Raw genomic sequence first — 26,015 nt, 5'->3', positions numbered from 1 at the left:
TCTCCGTTAGACAGCGGTGGAACGGCGGGCGGCAGGGGCCGTGCCCCTGGTGCGGGCCATCTCTCCGACGGCGGGTGAATCTTGTCTTGACGTGAAGAGACAACCGCCGGTCAGGCTATCCGACGGTGAGGGGGCGGGGCGCGACGGGGCGCGACAGGGCGGGGGCCGGCGGGCCGCGAACGCGGCCGGGCAGGTGCCGCGCGTACGTCAGGTACCGCGTACGTCAAGGTGCCTGCGGGCGCAGATCACGACCACGACCGGCCAGGTGCCACGACGTGTGCCGCGCACCGCGTACGTCAACGTGCATACGGACGCAGACGACAGCCGACGCCGCCCGGCAAAGGCCGCCCACGTGCCACGACGCACACCGCGCACGACGTACGTCAACGAGCATGCCGACGTGGACCATGACCGGCCAGGTGCCACGGGCACGTCACGTACCGCGTACATGGACGCGCACCGCGGGCCTGGCCGTCGTCGGCGGCGGTCACCGCTTGCCCGGCCCTTGGCCGGGCGCCTGCCGCGAACGACGGCCGCCCCACACGAGAACCGCTTCAGCTGCCCGCCGCCGTGCAGCCCTCTACGCCCGTCACCAGCGTCGCGCACGCCTCCGCCTCGGCCGGCGTGGCCACCGCGACCATCGGGGTGTACGCGTCCTTGTCGGCGTTGACCGTGCCCGTCTGGGGTTTGCCCTCGCCCTGGTCCGCCGCGATCTCGACCGTGTCGCCCGGCGCCGCCATGGTGATGCGTGCCCACGCCACCCCGCACGTCTCGCTGTAGCGGACCTCGACGACCGCCGTACCGACCGTCGCGGTCGTCACCGTCTCGGCGAACTCGCCGCCGCAGCCCATGAGTTCGGGGTCCTCGCCCGTACAGTCGTCGTCGACGCACTTGACCCCGGCCGGCAGTTCGGGCGCGCTGGTGGTCGGCTTCGCCGACGGGGACTGGGTGGCCTTCTCGTTCTCGGTGTCGGTACCGCCCAGGTCGGTCAGCAGCACGGCCCCGGCTATCACCAGCAGCACGCCGACCAGGGCCGTCACCAGAATCGCCGTCCGCCGCCCACCACGCCCACCGCCCTGACCGGAGGAGCCGGGCGGCCCCGGAGGCGCCGACGGCGGGAAGCCCTGCGGGGGGCCGAGGGGGGCGCCCGGACGGGGCGGTGTCGCCGTACGACCGCCAGGGCGGCTGCCGCCGGCCCCGCCGGGGCCGCCGACCGGGTCGCCGCCGAAGTCGCCGAGCGCGTCCCGCGCCTGGGATATCCGGATCGCTTCCATCGTCATGTCGTGGCGCATCTCGGAACGGCTCCACGCCCGCTCCGACAGCTCCCACATCGTCGTCAGATGCAGCGGATTCGTGCCGGTCACCTCGGCGAGCGCCACGATCGCGCCCTTGGGTGCGAGGAGCCGGCCGTTGAGATACCGCTCCCACGACGTCTTGCTGTATCCGGTGCGGTCCGCAACGGCGGCGATGCTCAGACCGCTCTTGTCCACGAGCCTGCGGAGCTGCGTGGCGAACTCCCTGACCTGTGGGTCGAGCTCCTCCGGTAGTGCCTTCCAACGAGGCATTACTTCCCCCTGTCCCCCCGCACGCTGCTGTCATCTGCTCCGCCGTGCCGCGCCCCCACGCCGGCCGCCGACTACCCCAAGGGATGCGTGGAGCCGGGGTGTCAGTTCCGTGAACGGGAGTGCTCCGGAGCACTCGGGACAGTCCCCGCGCCCCCTCGCGCGCCGCCTCCGATTGCGTCTCACAGTCTCGCATCCGTTGCCCGACGATCGCACCATGGCGGAATGGTCACTTCCGTGCCACAGGCATCTGCCGAGCCTTGATCCCCTTTGGCCGGTCCATGACGCTTATCTCATGCCGACGGCGCCCGTCCCGACTCGGGGGAGGGGATGGGCGCCGTCTTGGTCCGGCGAAGTGGAAGACGCAGAAGTCGTGGAAGACGTGCGGACGGACTACGGGACCGTGGAGTGGACCACGTCCTCCAGGAACGGGATCTCCAGCCAGGGCTTCGGCTGGGTCATCAGCGACAGCAGCACGATCGCCACGCCGAGCAGGCCGTACGTCACCATGTCCGTGAAGCGTGACCGTACGGCCAGCATGCCGACCGACGGCATGATCCGCCGCAGGATCGCGCCGGTGATCAATGCCACACCGATCAGGATCGTGCCGTAGCGGAACGACTCCTTGAACGGCGCCAGCCCCACGATCAGCAGCCCCAGCCCGGTCGCGCCCAGCACGGTCAGCAGCGGCCACTGGCGGGCGGGCGCGGGAGCGTCGCCGGGCGCGGCACGGCCGCCGCCCTCGGGGCGCGCGGTGTCATGGGTGACGGTCGGAAAGCGTCGCGAGGTGCTGTGCGCCGTCTGGGCGTCCCCCGCCGGCTCTCCCTCTCCGGCCGCCTTCTTCTCGTCCGCAGCGTCGGCGGTGTCGGCGGCGTCGGCGGCAGCAGCGCCGTCACCCGCGACGCCGTCACCCGCGACGCCGTCGCCGTCGCCGTCGGGCTCCGCAGCCTCGGCCGCGCCGGCACCCGCACTCGTACCAGCACCCATGGGTGCCCCTTTCACGTTCCGCTTCCGCTTCCGGCGCGCTCCGCCGCCTCGACGACGTTGACCAGCAGCTGGGCACGGGTCATCGGGCCGACCCCACCGGGGTTCGGGGAGATCCAGCCTGCCACTCCCGCCACGTCCGGGTGGACGTCCCCCGCGATCTTGCCCTGCTCGTCGCGGCTGACGCCGACATCGAGCACCGCCGCGCCCGGCTTGACGTCCTCCGCCTTGATGATGTGGCGGACCCCGGCCGCCGACACGATGATGTCGGCCTGCCGCAGATGCGCGGCGAGATCACGCGTGCCGGTGTGGCACTGCGTCACCGTCGCGTTCTCGGACTTGCGCGTGAGCAGCAGCGGGATCGACCGGCCCACAGTGATCCCGCGCCCGACGACCACGACATGCGCGCCCTTGATCTCGACACCGTGGGCGCGCAGCAGCTGGATGATGCCGTACGGGGTGCACGGCAGCGGCCCCGTCTCGTTCAGCACCAGCCGGCCGAGGCTCATCGGGTGCAGCCCGTCGGCGTCCTTCTCCGGGTCCATCAGCTCCAGGACACGGTTGGTGTCGATGCCCTTGGGGAGCGGGAGTTGGACGATGTAGCCCGTGCAGTCGGAATTCGCGTTGAGTTCGCGTACGACCGCCTCGATCTCCTCCTGCGAGGCGGTGTCGGGAAGCTCACGCTGGATCGAGGCGATGCCGACCTCGGCACAGTCGCGGTGCTTGCCGTTGACGTACCAGCGGCTGCCCGGATCGTCCCCGACGAGCAGGGTCCCGAGTCCGGGGGTGATGCCCTGCGCCCTGAGGGCCGCCACGCGGGCGGTCAGGTCGGACTTGATCGCTGCTGCCGTGGCCTTGCCATCGAGAATTTGGGCGGTCATGCGCCCATCTTCGCGGATGACCCCGCCGCTGTTCCAATCCAGGGTCTGGGCGGAGATCAACGCGTTGCCCCAGGTTGCACTTGCACAACACATACGGATACCGACTGGACAAAAAGTCGATGAGAACAGGACGATGAGCCGCGCAGTGCGCGGCCAGTGTGGGGGGCAAACCGCTCGGTTTTACGACGTTTTATGACGTTCCTCCTGCGGATCCGCGATATCCCCGCATTACCAACGGAGGAATCCCGCCATGAGCTTTGGCGACCCGAACAACCCTTACGGACAGCAGGGCCAGCCCCAGGGCGGCCAGCCCGGATACGGCTACCCGCAGCAGGGCCAGCCCCAGCAGCCGCAGGCCAACTACGGCTACCCGCAGGCTCCCCCGGTCCAGCCCGGCTACGGCGGCTACCCCGGTGGCCCCACGGGCGGCGTCCCGCAGCAGATGCCGGGCGGCGTGACGGCGTCCCGCGTGTTCCTCTGGATACTCTCCGGTCTGAGCCTCATCGGCGGCGTGATCTTCCTGCTGGGCGCGCTGGCGCTCAACGCGGCGAAGGACAGCGACGAGCTGGCCAACGACTCGCAGTTCCAGGGCCTGGTGGACCAGTCCAGCGGCCTGCTCTGGTTCATGACCTTCATCGCGTTCGTGTGGACCGTCGCGTCGATCGTCCTGGCGATCAAGTTCAGCACCGGTGGCAGCGGCCTGCGCACCGCGCTGATCGTCTACGGCGCCCTGACCATCGTCCTGGGCATCTACCCGTTCGGCGGCATCGTGGGCATCGTGCACATCGTTCTCAGCATCCTGCTGATCGTCTTCGTGTCGAAGTCGGACGGCGCGGCGTGGTTCAAGCGCCCGCGCTACTGACACGCACCGCTTACTGGCACGCACCGCGCGGGCTCGCACCGCGCACTCGCGCGCGTACGCCGGAAGGCCGTAACACCCGTCGGGCCGACGGGGTTTACGGCCTTCCGGCGTTTGTCGCCCCATACGGTGACCGATCCTCGCCAAGGAACCGACTTCGCCCCACGGGCTTCCTACTCCTGGCAAAGAGTCCGTCGGGCGAGAGGATCACCGTCGGCAAGGCACACGACATCGCGTACGACAGCGGCGGCAACAGCGGTAGCGGCAGCACCATGTACAGCGTCATCGTCGTGCCGATCGCGCAGCTCGGACCCCACCGAGCAGGTGCGGCTCACTCCGGGCCTGAACGCCCCCTCCGGGCTGGTCAGCGCTCAGTGGAAGAAGTGCCGCGTCCCGGTGAAGTACATCGTCGCGCCCGCCTTCTTCGCCGCCTCGACCACCAGCTCGTCCCGTACCGAACCACCCGGCTGCACCACGGCCTTGACGCCCGCGTCCAGCAGGATCTCCAGGCCGTCGGGGAAGGGGAAGAACGCGTCCGAGGCCGCGTACGACCCACGGGCCCGCTCCTCGCCCGCGCGCTCCACGGCGAGCTTCGCCGAGTCCACCCGGTTGACCTGGCCCATGCCGACGCCGACGCTCGCACCGTCCTTGGCGAGCAGGATCGCGTTGGACTTGACCGCGCGGCAGGCCTTCCACGCGAAGGCCAGCTCGCGCAGCTCGGCCTCCGACAGGGCGTCGCCGGTCGCGAGCGTCCAGGTCGAGGGGTCGTCGCCGTCGGCCTGGAGCCGGTCGGTGACCTGGAGCAGCGCGCCGCCGTCGATGGGCTTCACCTCTACGGGGGCCGAGGGACCGCCCTCGCAGCGCAGCACGCGGATGTTCTTCTTGCGCGACAGCACCTCGACGGCGCCGTCCTCATAGCCGGGCGCGACGATGACCTCGGTGAAGATCTCGGCGACCTGCTCTGCCATCGCGACGGACACCGGCCGGTTGACGGCGATGACGCCGCCGAACGCGGACAGCGGGTCGCAGGCGTGCGCCTTGCGGTGCGCCTCGGCGACATCGTCGGCGATCGCGATGCCGCACGGGTTGGCGTGCTTGATGATCGCCACGCACGGCTCGGTGTGGTCGTACGCGGCACGGCGCGCGGCATCGGTGTCCGTGTAGTTGTTGTAGCTCATCTCCTTGCCGTGCAACTGCTCCGCCTCGGCGAGCCCGCCGCCCGAGCCGCCGGTGTAGAGCGCGGCGGCCTGGTGCGGGTTCTCGCCGTAGCGCAGGACGTTCTTGCGCTCGTACGTCGCGCCCAGGAAGTCCGGGAGACCTGTGGTGTCGGCGGCGGCGTAGTCGGCCGCGAACCAGGAGGCCACGGCCACGTCGTACGCGGCGGTGTGCTGGAACGCCTCGGCGGCGAGCCGCTTGCGGGCCGGCAGGTCGAACCCGCCGTCCTGTACGGCCGCGAGGACGTCGCCGTACCGCGCGGGGCTGGTGACGATGGCGACCGAGGGGTGGTTCTTGGCGGCGGCACGGACCATGGACGGGCCGCCGATGTCGATCTGCTCGACGCACTCGTCGGGGGTGGCGCCGGACTCGACGGTCTCGCGGAACGGATAGAGGTTGGAGACGACCAACTCGAAGGGCTCGATGTCCAGTTCGGCGAGCTGTTCGCGGTGCGAGGCGAGCCGCTGGTCGGCGAGAATGCCGGCGTGGACGCGCGGGTGCAGCGTCTTGACGCGGCCGTCGAGGGTCTCCGGGAAGCCGGTCAGCTCCTCGACCTTGGTGACGGGCACACCGGCGGCGGCGATACGCGAGGCGGTGGAACCGGTGGAGACGAGCGTGACGCCGGCCGCGTGCAGTCCACGGGCGAGCTCCTCCAGGCCTGTCTTGTCGTAGACGCTGACCAGCGCGCGGCGGATGGGCCGCTTCGTACCTTCGACGGCTGCTGCTTCGGCGGTCTTCTCGACGCTCACTGGATTGTTACCTTTCGTCCCTCAATGCGGTAGCCGTGCCGGGCGAGACGCCCCACGACATCGACGAGCAGCCGTCGCTCGACGTCCTTGATGCGCTCATGGAGAGCGACGCCACCGTCCTGGTGGTCCTCGTCCCGCACCTCGACCACGCCTTGCGCGATGACCGGGCCGGTGTCGACACCGTCGTCGACGAAGTGGACGGTGCAACCGGTGACCTTCGCCCCGTACGCGAGCGCGTCACGCACCCCGTGGGCACCGGGAAAACTGGGCAGCAGGGCGGGGTGGGTGTTGATGAACCGTCCGCCGAAGCGGGCGAGGAACCGCTTCCCGACGATCTTCATAAAGCCGGCCGAGACGACGAGATCGGGCTCGTACGCCGCGGTGGCCTCGGTGAGCGCGGCATCCCACTCGTCGCGCGTCGTGTGGTCCTTGACGCGGCAGACGAACGTCGGCAGCCCGGCGCGCTCCGCACGCTCCAGACCGGCGATGGAGCCGCGGTCGGCGCCGACGGCGACGACACGGGCGCCGTACCCCTGCGGGTCGGCGGCGACGGCGTCGAGCAGGGCTTGGAGGTTCGTACCGGAGCCGGAGACGAGGACCACGAGCCGGGCCGGGGAGCCGAATTCGACCGGAGAGCCGGGGTCCGTCGGGTCGTCGGGGGCGGGCGGGGACGGCGGGGAGGCCACGGCGGAACGCCTTTCTGGACGCGAGCAGAGCCTCGCGGGTCGTGCGGGTGGTGCGGCTTTGTGTGGTCGTACGAACGAGTCGTATCTCCCCTGTCGGGGAACTCTACGAATGGGCCGACCGTCAGCAACGATACCGGCACTCCTCACAGCCCACGGGGGACGGGGGCGCAGCCGGGAGGTAGCGTCTGGGGACACGGATCTGTCTCCAGGACGGGCCATACGACACGAGACCCCTTGCGCCAAGGGTCTGAGGGGAAGACGTTCACCAGATGCAGGACCGACGACACCGCACGGCACTCCCTGTCCCGCAGCCCACCGGGCCGGTGCTGCTGCTGCGGGAACGCCAGTCCTCCTCCACCGGGTCCTCCGGGCCGGAGGACTCTTCGGGGCCGGGGGGCGCTTCGGGGTCCTCGGGTTCATCCGGGTCCTCGGGATCCTCGGGTTCTTCAGGGGCCGGGTCCTCGGGGTCCTCCGGGTCCTCCGACGACAATCCCTTCGCGCCGCCGCCGGAGGACAGGCCCGACCAGCCGTGGCAGCCGCGCCACCCCCAGCACGGGGGCGGGACGCCGGACGACCAGTCGTCGGGCGGTGACCGTTCGTCCTGGGGCAGCCAGTGGAGCAGCCGTCAGCCCGGCCGTTCGTCGGGCGGTTTCGGCGGCAGGCCCGGCGGCCAGAACGGACCGGGCGGCGGGCAGAACGGCCCCGGTCGCCACCAGGACGGTCCGGACGGCAGGCCGGGCCGGGGCCTGCGCTGGGACCCGACCGACCCGTTCCAGCGCCGCGCCCGCTACTCACTGCTCTCCGGCATGTGGGCGTTCTTCTTCGCCCTGTTCGACTTCCCGGAGGTCGCGCTGCTCCTCGGGGCGCTCGCGCTCTACTGGGGCGTCAGCTCGCTGCGGGCCAAGGCGCCGCTACCGCGTACGACGGTCGACCGCACAGGGGCGAGCCGTTCGGACGTGGGTACGACTTCGGGCCGCACGGAATCCGGCTCGGACTCGGGCTCCGGCTTCGGCTCCGGTACGACGTCTCCCGCCCCGACCGCCCCCGCGGGCGCACCACCGGTACCGGGTACGCCGCCCGGTGCCCCGGCCCAGGGCACGCCGCAGCACAAGCCGCAGACGACGGCCGCGGTGAGCGGGATCGTGACGGCGGCGATCGCTCTGCTGGTCGTGGCGGCGACGTTCACCGTGCAGCTCGTCTACCGCGATTACTACACGTGCGTGAACGACGCGCTGACCAAGACGGGTCAACTGGCCTGCAACGACAAGCTTCCCGACTCGCTGGTCCCGATCTTCGGCGTCCAGAAGTAGCCGGAAAGCACACCACCCGAACGAGCGGCGGCCCCACCACTCCCGGAACCGGGAAGGGTGGGGCCGCAGCTCGTTCGGGTGGTGTGGGTCAGTCGGCCGCCTTCGGTTCCGGTCCAGGTCCGGGCCTGGATTCGGGCTTGGACTGGGGCTCGGGCTCGGGTTTGGTCTCGGCCGGCGGGAAGTCGGTCATGAGGCCGCCGGACGCCTGCTTGATCGCCGCCCAGCGCGCCTCCTGGGCGTCCCGGTCGTGCCAGGCCGCCGTCGGCAGGACGTCGTACGGTTCGTCCGCCGGGTCCACCCCGTCCAGCGTGGGCCGACCGTCCCCGGCCGTACCGTCCTCGTCCCTGCGCTCGGGCTGGGACAGGGACTGCGGCTGGGACAGGGACTGGGGCTCCACCGGGCCGTCGTCCGCTTCGTTCTCCGCCGCCGCCTCTCCGCGCCGCCACGGCACCCGTCGCCACCAGGCGGCCTTCGACGCCGTACTCTCGCGCACCTCTTGCACCTCTTCCGCCGCGTCCATCTCGTCCATCTCGTCCGTCGCCCCACCCCAATCACGCAGCCGCCAGGCTCGTACCAGCAGCGCACCCGGTACGCCGATGCCCACCGTCCAGGCCAGCGCCGCCGCCCCGGTCAGCCACCACACCGGCCCGAACTCCACCAGCCGCCCCGTCCCCATCGGCCCGCCCGCGGCGGCGGCCAGACCCGCCGTCAGCACCGCGCACCCGACCCCCGCGAGCGCCGCCGCGAGCGCGGTGTCGCCGGCGCTCCACGCCTCGTCCCGCTCGGCGTAGGGCGGGGCCGCGACTCGTACCGTGAACCAGGCGATCACCAGCCCCGCCACCAGAGGCACAACACCCGCCGCCCAGGTCACAGCCATGCCGGGCCCCTCGGCGGGCACGGCGGCCAGCAGTGGGAACGGCGGCAGTGCGGGGCTGCCCGTGACGGCGAGCGGGGTGACCGTCGCCGACGTACCGAGTGCGAAGCCGGGGCCGAGGGCGTACGACGCGCCCCAGACCGCGGCGTTCGGGAGCAGCGCGAGCGACAGCACCAGTACGGCGATCCGCCCGGACCAGGCCGCCGCCAGTTGCAGGAACGATTCCTGTGCGGCGCCCGCGTGCCACATCAGCGAGCAGACGACCAGGAGAAGGCCGCCGCCCAGCAGCACCGCCGTCCCGGCGGTCGTCGACCGCATCACGACGACGGCCCGGCGGCGCCTCCCGGCGGCCACCGCCGCCGCGGTCGCGGCCGTGCCGGAGGCGTCCGACGAGTCCGACGAGTCGGCCGTGTCTGCCGCCACACCGGGGCTCGCCCACCTGAGGCGGCCGGGCAGCCGGTCGAGCAGCGGGCTCACCGGTCGGCCGCTCGCCACCCACACCCCGGCGCCGGCCGAAAGCACCGGCACCAGGGGCAGCTTGAGCGCCGTACCGAGCGTGTCCGTGGAGAGCGGTCCGCCGCGCGCGTAGACCACGACTGCGGCGCCGACCAGCAGATAACCGCCCGCGACAGTGCACAGCGCGCCGAGCGCGGTGAGTTGCGGCCGGCCCTCCTCCGGTTCCAGCGCGTCGCGCGACGACCGGTAGACGAGCCACACCGGCAGCGCCGCGATCAGCAGGGGTACGACTCCGATGGGCGCGGGCACCCCGGACAGCGTCTCGGGCCGTACCAGCTCCGCGCCGTGGGCCAGCAGCCAGAGCCCCGCCGCGATGTGCAGGGCTCCGCCGGCGCCGCTGTCCGGGTACGGCGAGCTGATCCAGGCCACGATGACCAGGACGGCGAGGCTCCAGAGGCCGATGCCCGCGGCGATCCCTCCCCGGAGGAACGCGGCGGTCAACGCGGCGGCCCGGCCCCGTTCGGCGGCCGAGGCCGAGGACAACGTGGTGCTGCGCTCGCTCACTTGGGTCACGCGGCCATGCTCCCAACGACACGCGCTTAAACCGCGTAACAGGCGGATAGCCGCTGTGTCGCTCAATATACGTTTATGCACTTTTCCGGCCAGTACAGTGCTGCGGGGAGTTCCTGATGACGCAGAGCACCACGCGTAGCTCATTGGTGCCCCCGCTCCCCTCCCCCGAGGAGTGCCGCAGGCTGCGCGAGACGAAGGCCATGACCGAGCGTCAGGTCGCGGTCGCGCTGGGGGTCGCCCCGACGACGGTCAAGTCCTGGGAGACGGGGCGTACGACACCGCGGGGACGTCGGCGTGAGGCGTACGCACGGCTGCTGGAGTCGTACGCGGCAGAACTCGAGGAGACGAAGCGCGCGAAGCAGCAGCAGCCGGCGACCTCCACGACGGATGAGCAGCAGGAGCCGGAAGATCCGCCGAAGCCGGAGTCGCCGGACAAGACCGCGAGAGCCGACGGCCCCACCCTCCGGAAGAACCTCCCCGGCGAGCCTTCCCGCAAGAAGCCGCTCAACCGCCGCCCGGTCCGCACGGTCGAGGCCGACAACCGGTCCCGGCAGAACGCCCAGCGCCGCAAGGAGAAAGCCGCGGCCCTGGCCGGGGTCGCCGCCGCCGAGGCCGCACGGCTCACGCCCGCCCAGGCCTTCGACGAGCTGTACGCGTACGCCTCCCCCGCCCTCGTACGGCAGACGTATCTGCTCACCGGGCGCCGCACTCTCGCCCAGGAGTCCGTCGAGCGCGCCTTCCAGCAGGCCTGGCACCGCTGGCCCGAGGTCGCCGTCGACCGTGACCCCGCGGGCTGGGTGCGGGGCGCGGCGTACGACTACGCGACATCACCCTGGCACCGGTTCCGTCGCGGCCACCGGCATCCGGACCCGCCCAACGGGGAGCGCGAGGGGCGCACGCTGCGCCGGGCCTTGCTCGATCTGCCGCCGGTGTACCGGCGCACACTGCTGCTCTACGACGGTCTCGGGCTCGACCTGCCCGAGACGGCCGCCGAGACCGAGGCCACCACCCCGGCCACCGCGAACCGGCTTCTGCACGCGCGCGAGGCGGTCGCCGAGCGGTTGCCCGGCCTCGAAGACTCGGCGGTGCTGCACGAGCAGGTGCGCGAGCTGGCGCAGACGGTGTCCGCACCGGCCGTCGCGAGCGCGTCCACCGTGCGGTTGGGCAGCGAGCGCCGCGCCAAGCTCTGGACACGGGTCGCGATCGCCATCACCGTGCTGATCATCGGGGCGACGGCATTCACGGTCATCACTGCGCCGAGGAAATACGAGCCGACGCCCGCGCCCGGTCAGCGGGTCGGCGGCGTACCGGCGCCGCATGGGCCGCAGAAGCTCGACAAGCAGGACCTGAAGCTGCGCGACAAGCTCCGCACCGTGCCCCTGAACGGGCCGGGGCGAGTGCTGCCCCGGGTCCCCTGACGCCCGCCCCGACGCCGACCCCGGCGCGGAACAGCGACGCGCGTGGGCCCGCACCACCTGAAAGGTGCGGGCCCACGCGCGTTGTGCAGCAGTACAACTGCCGTACTCAGTACGACCGTACCGCCAAGAGTCAGCCCGCGAGAATGGCTCGGGCAAGACCGGCCGTCTCGGTCGGCGTCTTGCCGACCTTGACGCCCGCGGCCTCAAGGGCCTCCTTCTTGGCCGCGGCAGTGCCCGACGAGCCGGAGACGATGGCGCCGGCGTGGCCCATCGTCTTGCCCTCGGGAGCCGTGAAGCCCGCGACGTAGCCGACGACCGGCTTGGTCACGTGCTTGGCGATGAAGTCGGCCGCGCGCTCCTCGGCGTCGCCGCCGATCTCGCCGATCATCACGATGAGGTCGGTGTCGGGGTCGGCCTCGAACGCCTCAAGGGCGTCGATGTGCGTCGTACCGATGACCGGGTCGCCACCGATGCCGACGGCGGACGAGAAGCCGATGTCACGCAGCTCGTACATCATCTGGTAGGTCAGCGTGCCGGACTTGGACACGAGACCGATACGGCCGGGCTTGGTGATGTCGCCCGGAATGATGCCGGCGTTGGACTGGCCGGGCGTGATGAGACCGGGGCAGTTCGGGCCGATGATGCGGGTCTTGTTGCCCTTGCTGGACGCGTACGCCCAGAAGGCGGCCGAGTCGTGCACCGCGATGCCCTCGGTGATGACGACGGCGAGACCGATCCCCGCGTCGACGGCCTCGACGACCGCGGCCTTGGCGTGGGCCGGCGGCACGAAGAGGACGGAGACGTCGGCGTCGGTCTTCTCCATCGCTTCCTTGACGGAGCCGAAGACCGGGACCTCGGTGCCGTCGAAGTCGACGGTCGTACCGGCCTTGCGCGGGTTGACCCCGCCGACGATGTTGGTGCCGTCAGCGAGCATGAGCTTGGTGTGCTTCATGCCGGTGGCACCGGTCATCCCCTGGACGATGACCTTGCTTTCCTTGGTCAGGAAAATAGCCATGGTGTTGGTGACCTTTACCTTTACTTCGCAGCCGCGAGCTCGGCGGCCTTGTCGGCCGCGCCGTCCATGGTGTCCACGCGCTGTACGAGCGGGTGGTTGGCGTCGACAAGGATCTTGCGACCCAGATCCGCGTTGTTGCCGTCGAGACGGACGACCAGAGGCTTGGTGACCGCCTCGCCCTTGGACTTGAGAAGCTCCAGGGCCTGCACGATGCCGTTGGCGACCTCGTCGCACGCGGTGATGCCGCCGAAGACGTTGACGAAGACGGACTTGACGTCCGGGTCGCCGAGGATGATCTCCAGGCCGTTCGCCATGACCTCGGCCGACGCGCCGCCGCCGATGTCGAGGAAGTTGGCGGGCTTGACCCCGCCGTGGGCCTCGCCCGCGTACGCGACGACGTCGAGGGTGCTCATGACGAGCCCCGCGCCGTTGCCGATGATGCCGACCTCGCCGTCGAGCTTGACGTAGTTGAGGTTCTTGGCCTTGGCGGCGGCTTCGAGGGGGTTGGCCGCGGCCTTGTCCTCAAGAGCCTCGTGGTCGGGCTGGCGGAAGTCGGCGTTCTCGTCGAGCGAGACCTTGCCGTCCAGCGCGATGATCTTGCCGTCACCGGACTTGATCAGCGGGTTGACCTCGACGAGCAGGGCGTCTTCCTTGATGAAGACGGTCCACAGCTGCTGGAGGACGTCGGCGACCTGACCGGCGATCTCGGCCGGGAACTTCGCGGCGGCGACGATCTCGGCGGCCTTCTCCGGGGTGCAGCCCTCGTTGGCGTCGACCGGGATCTTGGCCAGCGCGTCGGGGTTCTGCTCGGCGACGACCTCGATCTCGACGCCGCCCTCGACGGAGGCCATGGCCAGGAAGGTGCGGTTGGTGCGGTCGAGGAGGAAGGAGACGTAGTACTCCTCCGCGATGTCCGCCGTCTGGGCCAGCATCACCTTGTGGACCGTGTGGCCCTTGATGTCCATGCCCAGAATGTCGTTGGCCTTGGCGACCGCGTCGGCCGGGTCGGAGGCGAGCTTCACGCCGCCGGCCTTGCCTCGGCCGCCGACCTTGACCTGCGCCTTGACGACAGCCTTGCCGCCGAGACGCCCGGTCACCTCGCGCGCCGCCTCAGGCGTTTCGATGACTTCACCGGCCAGCACCGGTACACCGTGCTTGGCGAAGAGGTCCCTCGCCTGGTACTCGAACAGGTCCACGCGCGTCCGTCCCTTGTCTGTCTTCTAAGATTCGCAGTGATCGCGGTTCGTAATCTGCGTGGGCGTGCCGCGATGGGCAACGTGACTGCACTTGTCACAAGGAAGGCGCAGGCGGAGTCCCGGAGCGCGGCATGTCCGTCTCGCAGGTTATCCCCGAGGGCCGTGGACCCCTAAATCGCAGATCACACCTGAGCGGTGATACCTGTCACAGCCACCGGTCCGCCGGTCGGACATAGGGGGCCTACGGCTGGGTGGCCGTGTCCGGTATCGGCAGGGGGCGCTTCTCGATCGCCGCCGCCATCACCTCCGGGAACAGGTCCGGGGTGCATGCGAAGGCGGGCGCGCCGAGAGCCGCCAGAGCCGCCGCGTGGTCGCGGTCGTAGGCGGGCGCGCCCTCGTCGGACAGCGCGAGCAGCGCCACGAACTGCACGCCGGACGCCTTCATCGCGGCGACCCGCTTCAGCATCTCGTCGCGGATGCCGCCCTCGTAGAGGTCGCTGATCAGGACGACGACGGTGTCGGCGGGGCGGGTGATCTGCGACTGGCAGTAGGCGAGCGCGCGGTTGATGTCCGTGCCGCCGCCGAGCTGGGTGCCGAACAGGACGTCGACCGGGTCGTCCAGTTGGTCGGTGAGGTCGACGACCGCAGTGTCGAAGACGACGAGGCGGGTGGAGATGGAACGCATCGAGGCGAGGACCGCGCCGAAGACGGAGGCGTAGACGACGGAGGCCGCCATCGATCCGGACTGGTCGATGCAGAGGACGACCTCCTTCTTCACCGACTGCGAGGCGCGGCCGTATCCGATGAGGCGTTCGGGGACGACCGTGCCGTACTCCGGGAGGTAGTTCTTGAGGTTCGCGCGGATCGTGCGGTCCCAGTCGATGTCCCGGTGGCGCGGCCGGTTGATCCGGGCGGAACGGTCGAGCGCGCCGGTGAGCGTCGCCCGCGTGCGGGTGGCGAGCCGCTTCTCGATGTCGGCGACGACTTTCCGTACGACGGCGCGTGCCGTCTCCTTCGTCGTCTCCGGCATGGCCTTGTTGAGCGAGAGGAGCGTGCCGACGAGATGGACGTCCGCCTCGACGGCCTCCAGCATCTCCGGTTCGAGCAGGAGCGCGGAGAGTCCGAGCCGCTGGATCGCGTCGCGCTGCATGACCTGGACGACGGAGCTGGGGAAGTACGTACGGATGTCGCCGAGCCAGCGGGCGACCGAGGGGGCGGAGGCGCCGAGGCCCGCGGAGCGGCTGCCGCCGCCCCTCCTGGCCGAGCCGGTGCCCGTACCGGTGCCGCCGGCTCCGCCTCCGTACAGGGCGGTCAACGCGCCGTCCATCGCCGCGTCCTGGCCGGTGAGCGCGCGTCCGGTGCCGTCGGCGGAGTCGCCGCCGAGGACCAGGCGCCAGCGCCTCAGCCGCTCGTCGGCCGCGTCGGCCGCGTCGGCCGGCGTGTCGGTCGTGGTCATCGGGCCACCCCCGCAAGGTCGTTGTCGTGTTTCTTGTCGTGGTTGTCGCCGTTGTCGCCGTTGTCGCGGTTGCCGTCGTTGTCGCCGAGGAGCAGGCGCAGGACCGGGAGGATCGCGTCCGCGCGGGTCTCGTCGATGCCGGCTCCGAAGCCGGGGATCCCCGCCTCGGTCCCTGCGGGCCGCGCGCCGGAGCCCGCCGGTCCGCGCCGGACCAACTCACCGAGCGTGCGGCGCACTCCGGGCTCGTACGCGGAGAACGTACGGCGCAGCAGGGGCAGCACGTCGGTGAACGAGCCGTCCGGCACCCCGGTCAGCCAGGTGTCCACGAGGGCGAGCAGCCGTTCGTCGTGGACCAGCAGCATGCCGCCACCGGACGCTCCTCCGACGAATCCCTCGATCCAGGCCGCCGCGTCGGCCGGCGGGGTGCCGGGCGACAGGGCGAGGCCCATGAGGCGCGCTGCCTCGTCCTCGGGGAGGCGCCCGTCGTCCAGGAGCAGCCGGGCGGCCCTGCCCCGGATGACACCGGGGACGGTGTCCCGCGCGGCCAGTTTGCGCAGCACGGCGCCCCAGCGCCCGGACAGGTCCCCGGCGGGGCGGCCGGGACCGGCCGGCAGGAGGCCGATCGCGGTGTGGACGCTGTCGAGGTGGCCTCGCATCTCGGCCGCGCCGTCCGCGTCGAGCCCGGCGCAGGCGGGCGGCAGTCCGACGCAGATCCGCTCGGCGAGCCCGGCGGCGACCTCGCCGAGCGCGGCCGTGTCGGTGGACCGTACGTCTCCGTAGCGCAGCGAGCGGGCGAGTGCGGGCAGGGCCTGGGCGAGGTGACCGACGTCGGCGTCCAGCGCGGCGCGGTCCGCGAGGGCCTTCATCACCACGGGCAGCGCGTCCGTCAGTTCGGCCAGGAGGCACTGCTCGGCCAGGGCCGTGACCTCGGAGAGCGCGGTCGCGGACACCGCCTGCGACTCGGCTTTCGCCGTGGCCGCCGAGAGGACCGTGGTGCCCCAGACCCCGGCCTCGGCGACCCGTACGTACAGCTCGGGCTCCCAGCGCAGCCGCCAGCTCTCGCGGAAGGTGCCTGTGCTGCCGCGACCCGCGGCAGGTTCGCCCCAGCCGACGCCGAGCAGCCGCAGCCGGTGCAGCATCCTGCTCCGGCCCGCGTCGATCTCCTTACGGAGGTCGAGTTCCAGCTCGCGCTCCAGCGCCTCCGGCTTCAGCCGCAACGAGCGCTGGAGCCGGGTCAGATCGCGCTGGAGCGGCACGGCCGGAGCGGAGTCGGGGACCTCACCCAGGACGTCCCCGACGATGAGCCGGTCCCTGATGAGCGCGAGCGGCACGTCGGACCCGTCGCACATGACGGCGCGGATCGCGTCGGTCGTCTCGGTGAGTCCGGCGAGCGGCCGGCCGCGCATGGTGGCCAGCGTCTCGGCCAGCCGGACGGCCTCGATGACATGGGCGGAGGAGACGGGCTGGTCCTCCTCGCGCAGCAGACCGGCGACCTTGGTCATCCAGCGCTCCACGGGGCGGTCGGGGGCGCCGAAGAGGTGTCCGTACCAGCCGGGAGAGTCGATGCCGGCCCCGTACCCGCTGTGTCTGGCCAGCCGGTGGTGGGTCCACGGCACCCAGGTCATCTCGGTCTTGACCTTGGGCAGTCCCTTGAGGAGCGCACGGTCGGCGGTGGCCGTGCTCCTCGCGCCGAGCGCGGGCACGTGCCAGGCACCGCAGACGACGGCGACCCGGTCGTCACCGAACTCCTTGCGGGCGGCCCGGAGTTGGATCCGCATATACGCCTCACGAACCAGGTCGCGCCGGACCCCGCCGTCCCCGTACTCCTCGCGCAGCGCTCCCATCGCCTCGCCGACGGCGGCGAACGGCGCGAACGGGTCGTCGGCGGCCGTCCCCCCGCGATGCTCCACGACGTCTTCCCACCACCGCTCGGCGTCGTCGTACCCGGCGGCTTCGGCAAGCACGGCGAGCGGATCGACACGCAACGCACGGGCACGGGCTTCGGGGCCGGGGTCGGCGCCCGCCCCAGGGCCGGCCTCCGGGCCCGGCGGCTCGTCGGTCGGCGGCTCGTCGGCGTCCGTGAGGGCCAGTGAGTGTGTCGCCGGGAGGTCGATGAAGCGGACCGGGACGTCGTGGGCCAGTGCCCAGCGGATCGCGACCCACTCCGGGGAGAACTCGGCCAGCGGCCAGAACGCCGCGCGACCCGGATCGTCCACGGCGTGGGCCAGCAGCGCGACGGGCGGGCGCATCTGGGAGTCGCCCGCCAGGGACACCAACGCGTCCCCCTCCGGCGGGCCTTCGATCAGAACCGCCAGCGGCGACGCCGCGTCGAGCGCGGCCCGTACGGCGCGGGCGGAGCCGGGCCCGTGGTGCCGGACGCCGAGCAGCAGCGGCCCGCTCCCGGCCGGCCGCGCCGGGAGCATGGGGTCCGCGCCCCGGTCCGGCGCCGTCACGCGCTGACCTCTCGGCAGGCGCGGTAGAAGTCCTTCCAGCCGTCCCGCTCGCGCACGACCGTTTCCACGTACTCCTGCCAGATCACCCGGTCGGCCGCCGGGTCGCGGACGACGGCGCCGAGGATGCCGGACGCGACGTCGCCGGGGCGCAGCACGCCGTCGCCGAAGTGCGCGGCGAGCGCGAGTCCGTTGGTGACGACGGAGATCGCCTCGGCCGTGGACAGCGTCCCGGACGGGGACTTGAGCTTCGTACGCCCGTCGGCGGTGACGCCGTCACGCAGTTCGCGGAAGACCGTGACGACCCGGCGGATCTCGGCGATGCCTTCGAGACCGCCCGGCAGATCGAGCGAGCGCCCGATCTGGTCGACGCGTCGAGAGACGATGTCGACCTCCGCCTCGGCGGTGGCGGGCAGCGGCAGCACGACGGTGTTGAAGCGGCGCCGCAGCGCGCTCGACAGGTCGTTGATCCCCCGGTCCCGGTCGTTGGCCGTGGCGATCACGTTGAATCCGCGGACGGCCTGGATCTCCTGCCCCAACTCCGGGACCGGCAGGGTCTTCTCGGACAGGATCGTGATGAGCGAGTCCTGCACGTCGGCCGGGATACGGGTCAGCTCCTCGACGCGGGCGGTCATGCCTTCCGCCATGGCCCGCATCACGGGGCTGGACACGAGCGCGCCGCGGCTGGGGCCGTGGGCGAGCAGCTGCGCGTAATTCCACCCGTACCGGATCGCTTCCTCGGGCGTGCCCGCCGTCCCCTGCACCAGCAGGGTCGAGTCACCGCTGACGGCGGCGGCCAGATGCTCGGACACCCACGTCTTGGCGGTGCCGGGAACGCCGAGGAGCAGCAGTGCGCGGTCGGTGGCGAGAGTGGTGACGGCGACCTCGATGATCCTGCGCGGGCCCACGTACTTCGGTGTGATGACCGTGCCGTCGGGGAGCGTGCCGCCGAGGAGATACGTCGCGACAGCCCAGGGCGACAGCCGCCACCTGGCCGGCCGGGGCCGGTCGTCGGCGGCGGCGAGCGCGGCCAGTTCGTCGGCGAAGGCGTCCTCGGCGTGCGGTCGCAGGACCTCGGCGCCGGCGCTCCCGCCGACCGTCTCAACGGTCGTCTCACTCGTTTCGGGCATGGTCATGGATCCCCCTCCAGATCGTTCGACCGGGTCTGGGATCCACCGTGCACCATGCCACTGACAATCGACCGTTTCCGCAGGTGGGAGCCGATTGTCAGTGGTGGCGCCTAACGTCTTGGGCATGGATAACACGGGGGTGCGCTGGACCACGGAACAGGTGCTTGCCCTGGCTCCTGACGATGCGTCACGCAAGGCGGGGGCCAGGCTGAGCGCGGCCGGGCCGTGGTCGGACGCGGGCAGCAGCGACGAGGGGGCCGTGTGGGGTCTGTGCAAGGGGAGCGGCAAGAAGCCGTATCAGACGGTGATAGATACGAAGGGCCCGGCGTACAAATGCAGTTGCCCGAGCCGGAAGTTCCCGTGCAAGCACGCACTGGGGCTGCTGCTGCTCTGGGCGGCGGAGGGGACTTCCGCCGTCAGGACGGTCACGGACGTGGGGGACGGGGCCGCGCCCGACTGGGCGGAGGAGTGGCTGGCGGGCCGCAGGAAGCGGGGCGAGGAGCAGCGGGAGAAGACGAAGGACGAGGCCGGCGGGGCGGCCGGACAGGCCGACCCGGAGGCGGCGAGGCGCCGGGCGGAGCGCAGGGCGGCCCGGATCACGGGCGGGGCGCAGGAGCTTGAACAGCGGCTGACGGATCTGCTGCGCGGCGGGCTGGCGGCGGCCGAGCAGTCGGGATACGGGCTGTGGGAGGAGACGGCCGCGCGCATGGTGGACGCGCAGGCGCCCGGACTGGCGGCGCGGGTACGGGAGTTGGGCGCGATCCCCGGCTCGGGGGCGGGCTGGCCGGTGCGGCTGCTCGAAGAGTCGGCGCTGCTGCATCTGCTGGATCAGGGCTGGTTGGGGATCGACCGGCTGCCGGCGCCCCTGGCGACGACGGTCCGCACCAGGGTCGGGCTCCCTTCCCCGGCCGACGGTCCGCCGGTCAAGGACCACTGGCTGGTCCTCGCGCAGTACGACCTGTCGGACGGCAAGATCACCACGCGCCGGATCTGGCTGTACGGGCGGGAGTCGGGGCGTACGGCACTGGTGCTGGGGTTCGGCGCGGCGGGCCGCTCGCCGCAACCGGCGCTGCCGGTGGGCCTGGTGATCGAGGCGGAGCTGACACCGCACGCGGGGGCGGGGCAGTTGCGCGCGGATCTGAGCGAGGAGGTGGGGATTCCCGAGCCGACCGGGACGCCTCCGCCGGGCGGGACGACCACGGTGGCGTTGGAGGCGTACGGCTCGGCGCTGCGGGAGGATCCGTGGCTGGACGCCTGGCCGGTGACGCTGACCGATGTCATACCTGTCCCGGACGGCGGAAACGGGGACGGGGACGGGTGGCAACTGGCTGACGCCGAAGGGGAGTCGGCCCTGCCGATCGCGCCTACCGCGCTCGCGCGGCCGGGTCTGTGGAAGCTGGTGGCGCTGTCCGGCGGCGGCCCGGTCAGGGTCTTCGGCGAGTGCGGGCATCGCGGGTTCACCCCGCTGGCCGCCTGGTCGCCGGACTCGTCGGAGACGGTCCGCCTGACATGACCCGCCCAGGACACCCGCACGGCTCGGAGGGTACGTCCAGTACGAGCACGACCCTCCGCCGTGCGAGGCACCGCACCGGACGCCCGGCGACGATCCACGAAGATCAGCGGGACAAGATCTGCCCCTTCCGGCACGGGAGATACCCCCTCCGTCGCCGGATCGGCCACGTACAGCCGGACAACGACAACGCCGCTCCGCGGCGCGCGTGAGCCCCGCCTCCTGGCGGGCGACGCCACTTCGCGGACACGACCCGGCACTTCGGGCCACGAGCCGTCAGGGCCTGCCCGAATGAGCCCCCACCCCTTCCTCTCATCCACGTACGGAGGCACCCGATGACCAGCAGCACCCTCCCCGGCGGCGCGACCGCCGGGGACACGAACTGGGAAGAAATCGTCACATCGGCCCTGCTCGGTACCGACCGCCGCACTCCGCCCGCGGGTGTCATGGCTCCCGGTCAGGACGCGCCCGTCGCGCTGCTGGACGCCGCCGCGCTCCACACGCTGCGGCGGCGCGCGGGGCTGCTTCCGGCGCGCGCCGCCGCGCGGCCAGAGCTCGCACCGCCCGACGACCGACGCGAGCTGCCGGAGCCCGCGCGGCGGCGCCTGGCCCAGTTGTTGGCCGACCGCTCGGCCCCCGCCGGTACGGGCGGCAGACGCGGTACGACCCCTGATCTCACCGAACTGCTCCCCCAGTGGCTCATCGCCGCCAACGACCACGGCTACCGCGCCCCCGCCGCCGCCCTGCCTGCGCTGCTCGACGCCGCGCGCGGGCGCAACGACCTCCGGCCGCACGCCCTCGCGTTCGCCGGACCGCGCGGCCTCTGGCTCGCGCGCTTCAACCCGGACTGGAAGTTCGCGCTGCGCGGCGCGTCCGGCGGAGCCGTCCTGCCGGGGGTGCAGGACACCGAAGCGGTACGGCAGTTGTGGGAGCAGGGGCTGTTCGCGGAGCGGGTCGCACTGCTGGCGGCCGTACGCGCGCAGGACCCGGACGCGGCGCGGGCGCTGCTGGCCACGACGTGGGCGACGGAGCGCGCCGAGGACCGGCTGATGTTCCTCGACTCGCTGCGCGCCGGACTGTCCGACCTGGACGAGCCCTTCCTTGAGGACGCGCTCTCGGACCGCAGCCGCAATGTCCGCGCGACGGCTGCGGAGTTGCTGTCCGCGCTGCCGAATTCGGCACTGGCCGCGCGGATGGCGGCGCGAGCGGCGACGTGCGTGAGCCTGGACCGTACCGGCGGCCCCACGGGCCCGACCGTCATCGTCGAGGCGCCGCACGAGTGCGACGCGGACATGCAGCGTGACGGGGTGAGCCCGACACCGCCCAGCGGCCGGGGCGAACGGTCGTGGTGGCTGGGCCAGTTGGTGGAGTCGACACCCCTGTCGCTCTGGTCGGACCGGCTCGGGGACCGTACGCCCGAGGACATCGTCACGCTGCCGGTCCTGGACGACTGGACGGACGAACTGCACGCGGCGTGGTGCCGTGCCGCCGTCCGCCAGCGCGACGCCCGCTGGGCGCGCGCCCTGCTGGGCCCGCCGTCCGCGTCCCCGGCGACCGGTCCGGGGGCGTCGTCCCTCGCGGAGCGGGCGAAGCTGCTGGCCACCCTGCCTGTTGCCGAACGGGCCTCCTGGGTGGCCGAGTTCATAGCGGCGCACGGTCTGTCGGAGGCGTTCCAGCTCCTCGGTGTCTGCGCGGTGCCGTGGTCGGAGCCGCTGGGCCGCGCGGTGGTCGACGCGCTCGACATCGCGCGGGACGGCGGGAGTTACCCGTGGAGCTTCAGCGGCGTGATGGGCCTCGCCGAGCGCTGCCTGGACCCCTCGGAGGCTCCCCAGCTGGACATCCTCACCGCCACCCCGGACGAGCCCGAGGGCGCGTCACCGGGAGCGGGCGGCTACTGGTCGGAGGCGTTCCAGCGACTGGTCTCCACGCTGCGTCTGCGCGCCGCGATGCTGTCGGAGCTGGAGGCTGCCACTCCCTCGCCGGACGGGACGAGCGGCCCGTCCGGCGCTTGACGACCGGACGGCCGGAGCAACCGGACCGCCGGACAACCGGGCAAGGGGGCGACCGGGCAGGACCTACGCGCCGGCCGGCTGTCGGACGTTGGCGTTCACCCAGTCCACGATCGACGTCGTCGTCGCGCCCGGCGTGAAGATCTCCGCCACGCCCTTCTCCTTCAGCGGCGCGATGTCCGCCTCCGGGATGATGCCGCCGCCGAAGACCTTGATGTCCAGCGCGTCGTGCTGCTCCAGGAGGTCGATGACCTTCGCGAACAGCGTGTTGTGCGCGCCGGACAGGATCGACAGGCCGATCGCGTCGGCGTCCTCCTGGAGGGCGGTGTCCACGATCTGCTCGGGCGTCTGGTGCAGCCCGGTGTAGATGACCTCCATACCCGCGTCCCGCAACGCCCGCGCGATGACCTTCGCCCCGCGATCGTGGCCGTCGAGACCCGGCTTCGCCACCACCACGCGGATCGGACCGGTCACACCCATCACTGCCTCCACATACCGACTTCGTCGTCATTGGCACAGGTCCCCGCGCCGACGAGGGGCGGAGAGGTGAACGAACGTTATCCCCAGCATCTCTCACGCCGCTGTTTCACGGTGGCCGGGGAGGGGGAAATCACACATTGGGACATGTTCACTCTGCGTCGTGTCGGCCCCACCCGGCACGGGAGCCGCAAGGGGATTCGCTTCCCGTGCGGCGTAGGGAGGTAGGTCAATGAAGATCCCGCCTTTCTCTGAGCTTTTCTCGCCCTTTCCGTCCCTCGTGAGGCGCCCCGCCCCCTGGGAGCTGCCCGTCACCCTCCTGCGGGCCTCGGTCCTTGAGATGGCGATCCTGGCCGGGCACCTGGTCCTCTATCCGGGTGGAATCACCAAGGAGCGCCCCGCATCCGAGCTGCCTCCCGAGGCCGCCGCACTGCCCACCGAGGGCCGCTCCCGCCGGCCGGTCCTGCTCCTGCACGGATTCGTGGACAACCGCTCTGTCTTCGTCCTGCTGCGCCGCTCACTGGCCCGGCACGGCTGGCGCCATCTCGAATCGCTCAATTTCTCGCCTCTGACCAGCGACATCCGGCTCGCCGCCGAGGAGCTGGGCCGGCACATCCAGGAGGTCTGCGCCCGCACCGGGCACCGTGAGGTCGACATCGTCGGCCACAGCCTCGGCGGCCTGATTGCCCGGTATTACGTACAGCGACTGGGCGGCGACGTACGGGTACGAACCCTGATCACCATGGGTACGCCCCACGCGGGCACCGCGGCCATCCCGCTGGCGAGCGCACACCCCGTCGTACGGCAGATGCGACCCGGCTCGGACCTCATCGAGGAGCTGCGGGAGCCGGCCGCCGGCTGCCGGACCCGGTTCGTCAGCTTCTGGAGCGATCTCGACCAGGTCATGTCACCCGCCGAGGGGGCCCGCGTCGAGCATCCCGACCTCATCGCGCAGAACGTGGGCGTGACCGGTATCGGCCATCTCGCGCTGCCGGTCCATCCGGCCGTCGCCGCCGGCATCCGATATGTCCTGGAACACGACGGACTGGCGGAGTTCACGGAGACGGAGCTGGCCGAGGCCGCCGAGTGGGCGGGAAGCGGCGCGGACGACGCGGAGGACGAGGCCGACGGCGCGATATCCGTGGCGTGAGGCCGGAGGACCGAGGCCTGAGGGCCCGACGACGGCCCAGGCCGGGGCCACCGTCAGCCGCTCAAACCAGCGCAGCGGAAATCGGTTGCGCCCACCCCCGATTCGATGTCGGTTCGACACCTCACCGACACCCTTGAAATCGAACGCCTCTCGAACGTAGGGCCAAAGGTGTGCCCGCCGTCCGCCGAAAGACGGCCGAATGCCCGTTTCCAGAGCGCCCGGAAGCCGCCGAAGATTGTCGCCGTCGCATACCGCCGGGTACAGTCGCGGCCACTGCTTTCCCCTTCTGGGGCCCCGTTCGACAAGGCGGCCCCAGGAGCCTGGTCCTGCTGCCGAGGCGAGAGAGAAGTTGGTGAACGACCAGCACCCCCACGCCGGATACGCCGCCCACGACGGCTACTCCACAGGCAGCTTCGACAGTGACCCCCTTTTCGGCGCGCTTCCGGGCACGAGCCCGGCGGGCACGGTCACTTACGAGGCGGACCACAGCGGTCAGTACGACTCGGCGCAGTGGAACGCGGGTTACGACCCCTATGCGACACAGGCGCCGCAAGCACCCCAGGGTCAGTACGAGGCGTACGACGCCTACGCGGCACAGTCCCAGCAGTCCCAGCAGCCCCACCCGTCATACGACACCACGGGTCAGTGGGACGCGAACGCCTGGAACGAGGCCAACCAGGCGGCCAGTTACGGATACGACGCGACCGGCCTGAGCACCCCGGCCGACCAGTGGGCGGCCCCGGCTGCCGACACCGGCGCGTACGACGCCACCGCCTGGAACCCGGGCACACCGGCCGCGCAGCCGGACGTACCGTTCCAGACCGACGCTCCGTACTACGGCGATACCACGACGTACGAGTCCTACGAGCCGGCGGCGGCATACGAGCCCGCCGGCTACGAACCGGCCGCGTACGAGCCCGAGATCGAGCACCGGACCGAGCACCCGCACGAACCCGGCTACGAGCAGCCGGAGTTCACGCAACCGGAGTACGCGCCCACCGAGTTCACGCAGGCCGAGTACCCGCAGGGCGAGTACGAACCGGCCGCGTACGAGCAGTCCGCGTACGAGACCGAGCACGAGTACGACACGCCCGGTCCGGAGCCTGAACAAGCATCGGAACCGGGACCGGCCCCCGAGTCGGAACATTCCGAACACGCGGACCAACTCGTCGGCGCCGGCGCCACCGTCACCGCCGCGAGCATCACCCCCCGCCCCGTCCGCCGGGCGGCCGGAGGCAGCCGCAGCCGGCGCCGTACACCGGCGAAGCGTTCGGCGCTGCTCACCGTCGCGGTGCCCTCCGCCTGCGTGATGGGCGTCGCCGGTATCGCCGCCGCGTCGGTCGGCGGACTCGGCGCCGAGGAGAGCAAGGACGACGCGACCGCGGTCACCGCCTCGGACGCGACAGCGGTCAAACCCGCCGCCGTGAACAACAAGCTCGACACCCAACTCGCCGCTCTCGACGCCGACGCGCGTGACTTCGGGGACCGCGCCAGCCGCACCCAGGAGCGCATCGACCTCAAGGAGCGTCAGGCGGCGGAGAAGAAGAAGCGCGAGGAGGAGGCCGCGGCCCGAGAGGCCGCCCGCCCCAAGTTCGCGCTCCCGGTCGAGATGCGGGGCCTCAGCGCCTCCTACGGCCAGGCCGGCATCAACTGGATGTCCATGCACACGGGCATCGACTTCCCGGTCTCGTACGGCACGCCGGTGATGGCGGCGGCGGACAGCACCGTCCGTACGCAGTGGAACGGCTCCTACGGCAACATGGTGATCCTGACCACCGCTGACGGCACCGAGATCTGGTACTGCCACCTCTCCAGCGCCAAGATCCGTTCCGGCCCCGTCAAAGCCGGTGACGTCGTCGCGTATTCCGGCAACTCGGGCAACTCCACCGGGCCGCACCTGCACATGGAGGTACGTCCCGGAGGGGGCGCCGCGACCGACCCGGTGGCCTGGTTCCGCAGCCACGGCCTCGACCCGACGTAAGCGACGTAAGCGGCCCGTTCAACTCAGCACCCGGTATCGATGCGGCGGGCCTCCTCGGCCCGCCGCACCCGTGT

19 protein-coding genes are annotated in these 26,015 nt (G+C 71.7%); 7 read left to right on the top strand and 12 right to left on the bottom strand.

Features of this window, described 5'->3' with window-relative positions; translation table 11 throughout:
- Positions 1–554 precede the first annotated feature (554 nt).
- The 3 genes from ACIBLA_RS01045 to ACIBLA_RS01035 all read right to left on the bottom strand — a co-directional run bounded on the left by ACIBLA_RS01045 (position 555) and on the right by ACIBLA_RS01035 (position 3,427).
- Positions 555–1,565 carry an XRE family transcriptional regulator gene (locus ACIBLA_RS01045; protein WP_399197452.1) on the bottom strand — a complete coding sequence of 337 codons (1,011 nt, stop codon included), beginning with the start codon at positions 1,563–1,565 and terminating at the stop codon, positions 555–557.
- A gap of 390 nt (positions 1,566–1,955) precedes the next feature.
- On the bottom strand, positions 1,956–2,549 hold the full coding sequence (locus tag ACIBLA_RS01040; RefSeq protein WP_399197451.1) for a DUF3017 domain-containing protein: 594 nt from the start codon (positions 2,547–2,549) through the stop codon (positions 1,956–1,958).
- Between the two features lie 11 nt (positions 2,550–2,560).
- A complete protein-coding gene (locus tag ACIBLA_RS01035) occupies positions 2,561–3,427 on the bottom strand; it encodes a bifunctional methylenetetrahydrofolate dehydrogenase/methenyltetrahydrofolate cyclohydrolase (protein WP_363240120.1) in 867 nt (288 codons plus the stop codon).
- Between the two features lie 250 nt (positions 3,428–3,677).
- Between ACIBLA_RS01035 and ACIBLA_RS01030 the strand changes: the two genes are divergently transcribed.
- Positions 3,678–4,289: a hypothetical protein gene (locus tag ACIBLA_RS01030; RefSeq protein ID WP_363240121.1), complete on the top strand. Its 612-nt coding sequence runs from the start codon at positions 3,678–3,680 to the stop codon at positions 4,287–4,289.
- Between the two features lie 368 nt (positions 4,290–4,657).
- Here the strand turns inward: ACIBLA_RS01030 and purH are convergent, their stop codons facing one another.
- Positions 4,658–6,250: a bifunctional phosphoribosylaminoimidazolecarboxamide formyltransferase/IMP cyclohydrolase gene (purH, locus tag ACIBLA_RS01025; protein WP_363240122.1), complete on the bottom strand. Its 1,593-nt coding sequence runs from the start codon at positions 6,248–6,250 to the stop codon at positions 4,658–4,660.
- On the bottom strand, positions 6,247–6,936 hold the full coding sequence (gene purN / locus ACIBLA_RS01020; RefSeq protein WP_399197450.1) for a phosphoribosylglycinamide formyltransferase: 690 nt from the start codon (positions 6,934–6,936) through the stop codon (positions 6,247–6,249). Before purN ends, purH begins: the two co-directional genes overlap by 4 nt.
- Before the next feature lie 269 nt (positions 6,937–7,205).
- Here purN and ACIBLA_RS01015 point away from each other — a divergent pair, with 269 nt between their 5' ends.
- Positions 7,206–8,246, top strand: coding sequence for a hypothetical protein (locus ACIBLA_RS01015; protein WP_399197449.1), 1,041 nt, complete (start codon positions 7,206–7,208; stop codon positions 8,244–8,246).
- An 88-nt stretch (positions 8,247–8,334) separates the two neighbouring features.
- Here the strand turns inward: ACIBLA_RS01015 and ACIBLA_RS01010 are convergent, their stop codons facing one another.
- Positions 8,335–10,149, bottom strand: coding sequence for a DUF6350 family protein (locus ACIBLA_RS01010; RefSeq protein ID WP_399197448.1), 1,815 nt, complete (start codon positions 10,147–10,149; stop codon positions 8,335–8,337).
- 116 nt (positions 10,150–10,265) lie between these two features.
- Between ACIBLA_RS01010 and ACIBLA_RS01005 the strand changes: the two genes are divergently transcribed.
- Positions 10,266–11,567, top strand: coding sequence for a helix-turn-helix domain-containing protein (locus ACIBLA_RS01005; protein ID WP_399197447.1), 1,302 nt, complete (start codon positions 10,266–10,268; stop codon positions 11,565–11,567).
- Positions 11,568–11,697: 130 nt separating this feature from the next.
- Here the strand turns inward: ACIBLA_RS01005 and sucD are convergent, their stop codons facing one another.
- The 5 genes from sucD to ACIBLA_RS00980 all read right to left on the bottom strand — a co-directional run bounded on the left by sucD (position 11,698) and on the right by ACIBLA_RS00980 (position 18,820).
- Complete coding sequence (gene sucD, locus ACIBLA_RS01000) at positions 11,698–12,582, bottom strand: succinate--CoA ligase subunit alpha (protein WP_363240127.1); 885 nt, start codon at positions 12,580–12,582, stop codon at positions 11,698–11,700.
- Between the two features lie 20 nt (positions 12,583–12,602).
- Positions 12,603–13,778 (bottom strand): ADP-forming succinate--CoA ligase subunit beta, encoded by a 1,176-nt coding sequence (gene sucC / locus ACIBLA_RS00995; protein ID WP_399197446.1) that lies wholly within the window; start codon positions 13,776–13,778, stop codon positions 12,603–12,605.
- Positions 13,779–14,019: 241 nt separating this feature from the next.
- A complete protein-coding gene (locus ACIBLA_RS00990; protein WP_363240129.1) occupies positions 14,020–15,234 on the bottom strand; it encodes a VWA domain-containing protein in 1,215 nt (404 codons plus the stop codon).
- Entirely contained in the window at positions 15,231–17,657 is a 2,427-nt protein-coding gene (locus ACIBLA_RS00985) for a DUF5682 family protein (protein ID WP_399197578.1), read from the bottom strand. Before ACIBLA_RS00985 ends, ACIBLA_RS00990 begins: the two co-directional genes overlap by 4 nt.
- Positions 17,658–17,683: 26 nt before the next feature.
- Complete coding sequence (locus ACIBLA_RS00980) at positions 17,684–18,820, bottom strand: AAA family ATPase (protein WP_399197445.1); 1,137 nt, start codon at positions 18,818–18,820, stop codon at positions 17,684–17,686.
- Positions 18,821–18,938: 118 nt separating this feature from the next.
- Here ACIBLA_RS00980 and ACIBLA_RS00975 point away from each other — a divergent pair, with 118 nt between their 5' ends.
- Positions 18,939–20,327 carry an SWIM zinc finger family protein gene (locus ACIBLA_RS00975; RefSeq protein ID WP_363240130.1) on the top strand — a complete coding sequence of 463 codons (1,389 nt, stop codon included), beginning with the start codon at positions 18,939–18,941 and terminating at the stop codon, positions 20,325–20,327.
- A gap of 332 nt (positions 20,328–20,659) precedes the next feature.
- Positions 20,660–22,336 carry a DUF5691 domain-containing protein gene (locus ACIBLA_RS00970; RefSeq protein ID WP_363240131.1) on the top strand — a complete coding sequence of 559 codons (1,677 nt, stop codon included), beginning with the start codon at positions 20,660–20,662 and terminating at the stop codon, positions 22,334–22,336.
- 63 nt (positions 22,337–22,399) lie between these two features.
- Here ACIBLA_RS00970 and ACIBLA_RS00965 read toward each other — a convergent pair whose 3' ends face one another.
- Entirely contained in the window at positions 22,400–22,813 is a 414-nt protein-coding gene (locus ACIBLA_RS00965) for a cobalamin B12-binding domain-containing protein (RefSeq protein ID WP_363240132.1), read from the bottom strand.
- 229 nt (positions 22,814–23,042) lie between these two features.
- Here ACIBLA_RS00965 and ACIBLA_RS00960 point away from each other — a divergent pair, with 229 nt between their 5' ends.
- Together ACIBLA_RS00960 and ACIBLA_RS00955 are read left to right on the top strand one after the other, a co-directional pair.
- Positions 23,043–23,960 carry an esterase/lipase family protein gene (locus ACIBLA_RS00960; RefSeq protein ID WP_399197444.1) on the top strand — a complete coding sequence of 306 codons (918 nt, stop codon included), beginning with the start codon at positions 23,043–23,045 and terminating at the stop codon, positions 23,958–23,960.
- A 352-nt stretch (positions 23,961–24,312) separates the two neighbouring features.
- On the top strand, positions 24,313–25,941 hold the full coding sequence (locus tag ACIBLA_RS00955; RefSeq protein ID WP_399197443.1) for a peptidoglycan DD-metalloendopeptidase family protein: 1,629 nt from the start codon (positions 24,313–24,315) through the stop codon (positions 25,939–25,941).
- Positions 25,942–26,015: the final 74 nt, after the last annotated feature.

It is taken from the genome of Streptomyces sp. NPDC050433, assembly GCF_044458565.1.
GTDB lineage: Bacteria > Actinomycetota > Actinomycetes > Streptomycetales > Streptomycetaceae > Streptomyces.
The sequence above is the reverse complement of the archived record's forward strand: the minus strand, read 5'-3'. Positions and strand labels throughout refer to the sequence as shown.

Coding starts and splice junctions, on each gene's coding strand:
- ACIBLA_RS01045 (WP_399197452.1), bottom strand. CDS start 1,565: ATGCCTCGTTGGAAGGCACTACCGGAGGAGCTCGACCCACAGGTCAGG.
- ACIBLA_RS01040 (WP_399197451.1), bottom strand. CDS start 2,549: ATGGGTGCTGGTACGAGTGCGGGTGCCGGCGCGGCCGAGGCTGCGGAG.
- ACIBLA_RS01035 (WP_363240120.1), bottom strand. CDS start 3,427: ATGACCGCCCAAATTCTCGATGGCAAGGCCACGGCAGCAGCGATCAAG.
- ACIBLA_RS01030 (WP_363240121.1), top strand. CDS start 3,678: ATGAGCTTTGGCGACCCGAACAACCCTTACGGACAGCAGGGCCAGCCC.
- ACIBLA_RS01015 (WP_399197449.1), top strand. CDS start 7,206: ATGCAGGACCGACGACACCGCACGGCACTCCCTGTCCCGCAGCCCACC.
- ACIBLA_RS01005 (WP_399197447.1), top strand. CDS start 10,266: ATGACGCAGAGCACCACGCGTAGCTCATTGGTGCCCCCGCTCCCCTCC.
- sucD (WP_363240127.1), bottom strand. CDS start 12,582: ATGGCTATTTTCCTGACCAAGGAAAGCAAGGTCATCGTCCAGGGGATG.
- ACIBLA_RS00990 (WP_363240129.1), bottom strand. CDS start 15,234: ATGACCACGACCGACACGCCGGCCGACGCGGCCGACGCGGCCGACGAG.
- ACIBLA_RS00985 (WP_399197578.1), bottom strand. CDS start 17,657: ATGCTCCCGGCGCGGCCGGCCGGGAGCGGGCCGCTGCTGCTCGGCGTC.
- ACIBLA_RS00980 (WP_399197445.1), bottom strand. CDS start 18,820: ATGACCATGCCCGAAACGAGTGAGACGACCGTTGAGACGGTCGGCGGG.
- ACIBLA_RS00975 (WP_363240130.1), top strand. CDS start 18,939: ATGGATAACACGGGGGTGCGCTGGACCACGGAACAGGTGCTTGCCCTG.
- ACIBLA_RS00970 (WP_363240131.1), top strand. CDS start 20,660: ATGACCAGCAGCACCCTCCCCGGCGGCGCGACCGCCGGGGACACGAAC.
- ACIBLA_RS00965 (WP_363240132.1), bottom strand. CDS start 22,813: ATGGGTGTGACCGGTCCGATCCGCGTGGTGGTGGCGAAGCCGGGTCTC.
- ACIBLA_RS00960 (WP_399197444.1), top strand. CDS start 23,043: ATGAAGATCCCGCCTTTCTCTGAGCTTTTCTCGCCCTTTCCGTCCCTC.